This window comes from Streptomyces sp. a15 (assembly GCF_059026085.1).
In genome coordinates this window covers 1-7556 of record NZ_JBWLKM010000166.1, presented here as the reverse complement: position 1 = coordinate 7556, position 7556 = coordinate 1, and the positions used below count along the sequence as shown (strand labels likewise).

The following is a 7556-nucleotide window of genomic DNA, read 5'->3' as shown; positions in this document are numbered from 1 at the left end:
TTCGGCCGGTGCGGCGAGAGTGCGTGCCGGGCGCCGTGGGTGCTGTGCGGGACTTTCGAAACACCCCCTAGCGCATCTCGCCCGCTCCCGCGTAGGGATGGGGGCTGATGAGCGGGCTGCCCTCGGCGAAGCGGGTGAGGCGGAAGTCCGTGGCATGGACCGCGGGGTCGTTGGAGTGACCGTCGAGGAGGAGGTCGGCGACCAGGCACAGGAATCGATTCCTGGAAGGACCTCGACTCCATCGACACGCTCCATCCCTTCCCGGGCTCGGAGTACGTCCTCGTGGTCGTCGCCTTGCTGACCTGGATCGGCTTCCACGTCTGGCAGGTGAAGGCGGAGAACGACGAGTTCGAGGAGGCGCTCACCACCATGGACGCCGAAGCCCCGGAAGACGCCGAAGCCGGGAGCGCGGAGGCGGCGGAGCCCGTCGCAACGGCCGAGGACGAGAAGGAGATGGCCGCGGCGGCGGAGAAGTCCTGAACCTCCTCCCGCACTTGTCGCGGACTGGTTGCGGACGGCCCGGTGGCGATGGTCACCGGGCCTCGCCATCGGCTCTTCAGGTCACCGCCCGGCCCGAAGAAGACCAGGATCTCCCTCTCCCGCTCCGGCGCGCGCCGGGCTGGCCGGCAGACAGCGAGAAGGCGTGACTCCCGGTCGGCGCAGTCTCGCCTCCTGCACTCGCGGGCCGCGAGGGCCCGTACGACCCCCTGGAGCAGCTCGCGATGCCGCTCACAGGGACTGAGGGGCACGGCTTTCAGCCTCTCCAGGCGGCGGCGAGCGCGTGGAGGGCGTCGTTCTCCTCCGGCAGACCGATCGTCCCCCGCGGACGCCCTCGCCGAGGAACGGGCGGCCCACCACCTTCCCGTCGAGGCAGTGCACGGCGAAGTCCGACAAGCGTCGGACGGCCTCCGCGCGCTCGCCGAGGGCGACGACGGCGGCCTCCTGGGCGAGAGCGCTGACGCTGAACGGCACCTGGGTCTGGCGCACCTGGGCACGAGTTCCGGCGGCGCCACGCCATAGCCGACCCGCAGGCCCGCCAGGCCGTACGCCTTGGAGAAGGTCCGCAGCATCACCACGTTCGCCCGGTCACCCAGCAGCTCGAATGCGTCGGGAACCAGCGCGGACATCACCCGCCTGGCTTCCGCCGCGACCGCGGACGTGGAGTTCGGCACCGACCGGATCGGCGCGTACGAGCTGTTCCCGCCGTCGGATCCGGACCAGTGCGCCACGGACCTACAGCCCGCGACAGTCCCTCCCGCCACACCGGCCCCGTGGCCCAGCAACCATCCGTGACCAGTGGGTGTGTCGAATCAGCGGCCACCACGGGACCCGCGACCCCGATCCCCGATCCCCCCGGCACCGGGCTGTCCGGGCTGTCCGGGCGACAAGCGGACCAGCAACCCACCGCCGACCGCCGAGCGGTGCTGCGCACTGTGGGGGCCTCAGTCCGGGAGCACCAGCCGGCAGATCTCACCCGGCTGCACGCCGACCGAGCGATCGGGGAGGTGGATGTCGATCGGGGAGCGGTCGGACGACGGTACGGCGATCTCCAGCCGCCCGCGCTCCAGGCGCAGGTGCACGCCCCAGTGGCCCTGGTACCGGAGTGCGAAGCCGTAGGAGGAGAGCTCGGGGAGGGGGACCGGGTCCAGCCACAGAGCGCCGCCCCGGGGCTCCAGGCCGGTCAGGCCGCGCTGGACCAGGTCCAGGGTGCCGGCCATGGCCCCGAGGTGGATGCCCTCGCCCGTGGTGCCGCCCTGGACGTCGGCGATGTCACCCCTGAGGGCCTCCTGGCAGAACGTCCAGGCATCGGCGCGGCGGGCCCGGGCGAGGACCCAGCCGTGCACCAGTCCGCTGAGCGTGGAGCCGTGGCTGGTGCGGTGCAGGTAGTAGTCGACAGTGCGCCGCCAGGTCTCCTCGTCGAGCCGGTACCCCAACCGGCTGAACAGCCCCTGCAGTTCGGCGGGCGAGAAGAGATAACCGAGCATCAGTACGTCGGCCTGCTTGGACGCCTGGTAGCGGTTGACGGTGTCGCCCTCCGCCTCCAGGATCCGGTCGAGCCGCCGGATGTCGTCGTAGCGCCGGCGGTAACCGACCCAGTCCAGTTCGTCGAGCTTGCCGTAGTGCTCGAACTGGCTGATGACGCCTTCGTGGAAGGGCACGTGGAGCGTGCGCGAGACGTCCTCCCACTGTTCCAGTTCACCGCCGTCGAGTCCGGTCCGCTCGACGAGTTCCCGGCGGCGTGGTTCGGGCAGGGTGTCGAGGAGTTCCAGGGTGCGGGCCAGCACCCAGGCGGCCGTGACGTTGGTGTACGCGTTGTCGTCGAGGCCCGGCTCCGCCGCCCAGGGGTAGGCATCGTGGTACTCGTCGGGACCGACGACCCCGCGGATGCGGTGCCTGCCCAGCGTCTCGTCATACACCGCCGAATCCGCCCAGAAGCGGGCGATCTGCAGCAGCATCTCGGCGCCCTTGGTGTGCAGGAACTCGGTGTCGCCGCTGGCCTCGCAGTACTGCCACACGTTGTACGCGATCGCCGATCCGACGTGGTACTGCAGCCGGGAGTGATCGGGCAGCCAGCGTCCGGAACGCGGGTTGAGGTGCAGTCGCTGGGTCTCCTCACGGCCGTCGCTGCCGCTCTGCCAGGGATACAGGGCTCCGCGCCGGCCGAGGTCGCGGGCGGCGGAGCGGGCGCGCTCCAGGCGTCGGTGGCGATATTGCAGCAGGGCGCGGGAGACCTCGGGGAAGTGCAGGTTGAGGTAGGGCAGAACGAACAGCTCGTCCCAGAACACGTGCCCGCGGTAGGCCTCACCGTGCAGCCCCCTGGCAGGCACACCCACGTCGAGGTCGGCGGTGTGCGGGGAGAGCGTCTGCAGGACATGGAACAGGTGCAGCCGCAAGATGCTGCCCGCCTCGCCCGGCACGTCCAGCTCGGCCCGACGCCACAGCTGGTCCCAGGCCGTCAGGTGCGACTCCAGCAGTTCGTCGAAGCCCGGCGCGTGGCCCACCCGTTCGATCGCGGCGTACAGCGGATCGCTGATCGCCAGGTCGCGGGAGGTGTGCAGCGCGACGGTCTTGTCGACGGTGGCGGTCCGGCCGGGAACCATGCGCAGGCGCACCCGCTGGACGGCCCGAGCCAGTTCGTGCTGTGCCGTGGCCGGCTCGTCGGCGGTCAGCCGGGCCGCCATACCGACCCGGATGGCGGAGGTGCGGGTACGGCAGCGCAGCCAGACCGCGTCCGGAGCGGCGGTACCGGTGTACACGTGAGTCAGATGACGCCCGTCCAGCTCGCGGTAGCGCGGCACGCCGGAGTTGGTGACGCTCCCGTCCAGGGCGGACTCGACCTCGAGGTCGCCGGAGAATCCGTCGGCGGTGAACTCGGTGCGCAGGACGGCCAGGTGGGGTTCCGCCATGTGCACGAGCCGCTCCTGGCGGACGGACAGGGCGCGTCCCTCGCCGAGCCCGTAACGCGTCCGGCGCTCCAGCAGCCCCGAGGCCAGGTGCAGGACCTGCCGGTGCTCCAGCACCTCTGCCGTGTCGGGGGTGAGCCACTGCTGCCCTTCGACTCGGAAGCGCAGCGGCAGCCAGTTCGGCAGGTTGACCATGTCCTCGTTCTCGACCTCGCGGCCTGCCACCTCTGAGGTGAGCCTGTTGTAGCAGCCGGCCGCATAGGTGCCCGGGTAGTGCACGTCGTCCGCGACACACTCGGGCAACGCCCCGCGGGTGGCGAAGTAGCCGTTGCCCAGCGTGCACAGCGACTCGCGCAGACGCTCCTGAGCGGGATCGTAGCCCTCGTACTCCCAAATCCGGTCCGTCACTTCGGCGCTCCTCACGCGAGCAGTTCTGCGAGGTCTCCCACGACGACATCGGCACCGTGCCGAAGCAGTTGGAGGCGCTCAGCCGTCCCAGGTCCAGTCGGCGACCTCCGGCAGGTCGGTGCCGTGTGCGCGGATCCAGGTGTGGTGGCGCAGCCGGGTGTCCTCCATCCGCTGGCGTACGGCGGCGGCGCGTACCGCGAGGCCCGGGACGCGGTCGATGACGTCCATCACCAGCCGGTAGCGGTCCAGGTCGTTTCGGACGACCATGTCGAACGGCGTGGTCGTGGTGCCGATCTCCTTGTAGCCGCGCACGTGCAGGTGGGCGTGGCCGGTGCGCCGGTAGGCCAGGCGGTGGATCAGCCACGGGTAGCCGTGGTAGGCGAAGACGACGGGTTTGTCGGCGGTGAACAGGCCGTCGTACTCGAAGTCGCTCATGCCGTGCGGATGTTCCTCGCTCGGCAGCAGGCGGGCGATGTCGACGACGTTCACCACGCGCACGGACAGCTCGGGCAGATGCGCGCGCAGCAGTTGTGCGGCCGCCAGGATCTCCTGGGTGGGGACGTCGCCCGCGCAGGCGAGCACCACGTCGGGTTCGCGTGAGCCGTCCTCGCTGCCGGCCCAGTCCCAGATGCCGGCGCCGCGCGCGCAGTGGGCCTTGGCCTGTTCCATGGACAGCCAGTCGAAGCAGGGCTGTTTGCCGGCCACGACGACGTTGACGTAGTCGCGGCTGCGCAGGGCGTGGTCGGCCACGGACAGCAGGGTGTTGGCGTCCGGCGGCAGGTAGACCCGTACCGCTTCGGGACTCTTGTTGAGGATGTGGTCGACGAAGCCGGGGTCCTGGTGCGAGAAGCCGTTGTGGTCCTGGCGCCACACGTGCGAGGTCAGCAGGTAGTTGAGAGAGGCGATCGGGGCGCGCCAGGGCAGCCGGCGGGTGGTGCGCAGCCACTTGATGTGCTGGTTGACCATCGAGTCGACGATGTGCACGAACGCCTCGTAGCAGGAGAAGAGCCCGTGGCGGCCGGTCAGCAGATAGCCCTCCAGCCAGCCCTGGCAGGTGTGCTCGGACAGGATCTCCATCACCCGGCCGTGCCGGTCGAGGTCTTCGTCCACCTGGAGCGTCTGCGCCTGCCACGCCTTGCCGCTGGCCTCGTACACGGCCTGCAGCCGGTTGGAGGCGGTCTCGTCGGGGCCGACCAGGCGGAAGTCGCGCCGGTCGGCGGTGGCCTGCATGACATCGCGCAGCAACTCGCCCAGCACGCGGGTGGGTTCGTGCAGGGTGGCGCCCGGCTTGTCGACCTCGACGGCATACCGCTCCAGCGGTGGCAGGGGCAGCTCGCGCAGCAGCAGTCCGCCGTTGGCGTGCGGGGTCGCGCCGAGCCGGCGTACTCCCTCCGGGACGCAGGCCAGCACCTCGGGCCGGGGACGGCCGTCCTCGTCGAACAGTTCCTCGGGCCGGTAGGAGCGCAGCCACGTCTCCAGCTGCCGCAGGTGCTCGGGGTTGTCCCGGACGGCGGAGAGCGGAACCTGGTGGGAGCGCCAGGTGCCCTCCACCGGCAGCCCGTCGACCTGCGCCGGGCCGGTCCAGCCCTTCGGTGTGCGCAGCACGATGACCGGCCAGTGGGGACGCTCCGTCGCGCCCTCCTCGCGGGCGGCCCGCTGCAGGGCGGCGATCCGGTCGAGGGCGGTGTCCATGGCCTCGGCCATGCCGCGGTGGACGGCGGCCGGGTCGTCGCCGGTGACGTGGAGGGGGTCGTGGCCGTACCCCTTGAGAAGCTCGTCGAGTTCCGGCTCGGGGAGCCGGGCGAGCACCGTCGGGTTGGCGATCTTGTAGCCGTTCAGATGCAGGATCGGCAGGACGGCGCCGTCGTGCACCGGGTCGAGGAACTTGTCCGAGTGCCAGGAGGCGGCCAGCGGGCCGGTCTCCGCCTCGCCGTCGCCGATCACGCAGGCGACCAGCAGGTCCGGGTTGTCGAAGGCGGCACCGTAGGCGTGTGAGAGCGCGTAGCCCAGTTCGCCGCCCTCGTGGATGGAACCGGGCGTCTCGGGCGCCACATGGCTGGGCACTCCGCCGGGGAACGAGAACTGCCGGAACAGCCGGGCCATGCCGTCGGCGTCCCGCGTGATGTCCGGGTAGGTCTCGCTGTACGAACCCTCCAGCCACGAGTTGGCGAGCACGGCGGGCCCGCCGTGGCCGGGGCCCCAGATGCACAGGGCGTCCAGTTCACGGACCTTGATGACACGGTTGAGATGCGTGTGCACCAGGTTCAGGCCCGGGGAGGTGCCCCAGTGGCCGAGCAGCCGCGGTTTGACATGTTCCGCGCGCAGCGGCTCGGTCAGCAGCGGGTTGGACATCAGATAGATCTGGCCGACGGCCAGATAGTTCGCGGCGCGCCAGTGGGCGTCCAGCGACCTCAGCTCCTCCTCGGTGAGCCGGGCGGACGCCTGCTGCGTGTCGACGGACATGGGAGATCCCTTCCGGGCCGGGGTGTCGATCGGAGGTACAAGCCGGTCCATGCCTTCCACTCTCGGCCGGTCCACCGGGTACCCGACAGGGCCAACCGGCCCACTCCTGGTCCAGACGTGTTTCCCTGATCCGTCAGCGATACAGCGGAATGGAGCATGGCGCGACTCGCCAGTGCTCACGCGCATGTCACCACCGGCTTGCGGATCACCCGTGAAGCCGGAAATCGTCATCTGGAAGCGTTGCGGCTGGTCGTCCTCGGAGTGACCTGCCGGGATCTGGGCCGGCTGCGTGAGGCTGCCGATCAGCTCGAACTGGCCATCAGCCGGAATGCGGAGATCGGCTGGAACGACTACAGCCTGGCTCTGCAGAACCTGGGCTGGGTGTACTGGGAACTCGGCCGTCTGGCCGACGGCCTTGACGTTTTCTCGGTCCCGAGGCGACCACTGACGCGCGAGGCCGATACCGCAACGACCGCGCCATGATGCTCGACGCCGTCGCGAAGATCAACGTCGAGCTCGGCCGCCACGACGAGGCGCTGGAACAGGCCGAGCGTGCCTTTGCCATGGTCAAGGAGAGAGGGCGGCGCTGGATTCAGGCCAGCATCCTCAACACGGTCGCCACTGCTCTCAAAAGCTGGCGGATTTCGACCGCTCGCTGCGGACCGGAAGGCTGGCTCTTGCCCTGGCCCGCGAGGCGAGATACGGACGCACCGAGGCGGACAGCGTCCTGGGCCTCTTCCTGACGCACAAGCAGCTGGGCCGCCACAACGAGGCCCGCAGCCATGCCGAGCAGGCACTGAACCTGGCACGCGATCACGGGTTCCGCGTGGTGGAGGGTCAGGCCCTGACCGTCCTGTGTGGGATAGCGGAGTCGGAGTCGTCGTACGCGACAGCCATCGCCCTCGGCCAGGAGACACTCGCGATACACCGCCAGACCGGCCACCGGCTCGGCGAAGCCCGCACGCTGGTGGTCCACAGCCGCGCGCCCTCCACAAGAACGAGGACGCTGCCGCCGGCCCTATGAGGCAGCAGGCATGGGAGATCTTCTCGGACATCGGCGTGCCCGCGGAGGAGTACAAGGATCTCGACTGGTGACATTTGCACGAGCGGACGGTTGGACAAGGGGTCACTTCGACATCAATCGGGGCCGTACGACTCGAGCGTGCCGCGCCGGCGGATGTCGAGTGTCGCGCAGTGGAACGATCCGCCGAACGGCGCGTAGTGCAGCAGGTCGCACGGGATCGGTTCGAACCCCCACGCTTCGAGCGCGCGCAGCATGCC

General features: G+C 70.2%; 7 protein-coding genes and 1 pseudogene. 4 read left to right on the top strand and 4 right to left on the bottom strand.

Annotated elements, in window-relative coordinates; translation table 11 throughout:
• The first annotated feature begins 282 nt into the window (after positions 1-282).
• On the top strand, positions 283-480 hold the full coding sequence (locus tag AC5P09_RS50755; RefSeq protein ID WP_493880440.1) for a hypothetical protein: 198 nt from the start codon (positions 283-285) through the stop codon (positions 478-480).
• 249 nt (positions 481-729) lie between these two features.
• Here the strand turns inward: AC5P09_RS50755 and AC5P09_RS50750 are convergent, their stop codons facing one another.
• From AC5P09_RS50750 to AC5P09_RS50740, 3 genes are all read right to left on the bottom strand, one after another.
• Positions 730-987: a hypothetical protein gene (locus AC5P09_RS50750; protein ID WP_493880439.1), complete on the bottom strand. Its 258-nt coding sequence runs from the start codon at positions 985-987 to the stop codon at positions 730-732.
• A gap of 455 nt (positions 988-1442) precedes the next feature.
• Positions 1443-3812 carry a glycoside hydrolase family 65 protein gene (locus AC5P09_RS50745; protein ID WP_493880438.1) on the bottom strand — a complete coding sequence of 790 codons (2370 nt, stop codon included), beginning with the start codon at positions 3810-3812 and terminating at the stop codon, positions 1443-1445.
• A 78-nt stretch (positions 3813-3890) separates the two neighbouring features.
• Entirely contained in the window at positions 3891-6275 is a 2385-nt protein-coding gene (locus AC5P09_RS50740; protein ID WP_493880437.1) for a phosphoketolase family protein, read from the bottom strand.
• 156 nt (positions 6276-6431) lie between these two features.
• Between AC5P09_RS50740 and AC5P09_RS50735 the strand changes: the two genes are divergently transcribed.
• The 3 genes from AC5P09_RS50735 to AC5P09_RS50725 all read left to right on the top strand — a co-directional run bounded on the left by AC5P09_RS50735 (position 6432) and on the right by AC5P09_RS50725 (position 7299).
• Positions 6432-6758 (top strand): hypothetical protein, encoded by a 327-nt coding sequence (locus tag AC5P09_RS50735; protein WP_493880436.1) that lies wholly within the window; start codon positions 6432-6434, stop codon positions 6756-6758.
• Positions 6755-7018 carry a hypothetical protein gene (locus AC5P09_RS50730; RefSeq protein WP_493880435.1) on the top strand — a complete coding sequence of 88 codons (264 nt, stop codon included), beginning with the start codon at positions 6755-6757 and terminating at the stop codon, positions 7016-7018. The genes AC5P09_RS50735 and AC5P09_RS50730 overlap by 4 nt, the downstream gene beginning before the upstream one ends.
• Before the next feature lie 83 nt (positions 7019-7101).
• Complete coding sequence (locus AC5P09_RS50725) at positions 7102-7299, top strand: hypothetical protein (protein ID WP_493880434.1); 198 nt, start codon at positions 7102-7104, stop codon at positions 7297-7299.
• Between the two features lie 113 nt (positions 7300-7412).
• Here the strand turns inward: AC5P09_RS50725 and AC5P09_RS50720 are convergent.
• Positions 7413-7556, bottom strand: a pseudogene (locus tag AC5P09_RS50720) (amidinotransferase); the annotation flags it as partial.

Coding starts and splice junctions, on each gene's coding strand:
- AC5P09_RS50740 (WP_493880437.1), bottom strand. CDS start 6,275: ATGTCCGTCGACACGCAGCAGGCGTCCGCCCGGCTCACCGAGGAGGAG.
- AC5P09_RS50735 (WP_493880436.1), top strand. CDS start 6,432: ATGGCGCGACTCGCCAGTGCTCACGCGCATGTCACCACCGGCTTGCGG.
- AC5P09_RS50730 (WP_493880435.1), top strand. CDS start 6,755: ATGATGCTCGACGCCGTCGCGAAGATCAACGTCGAGCTCGGCCGCCAC.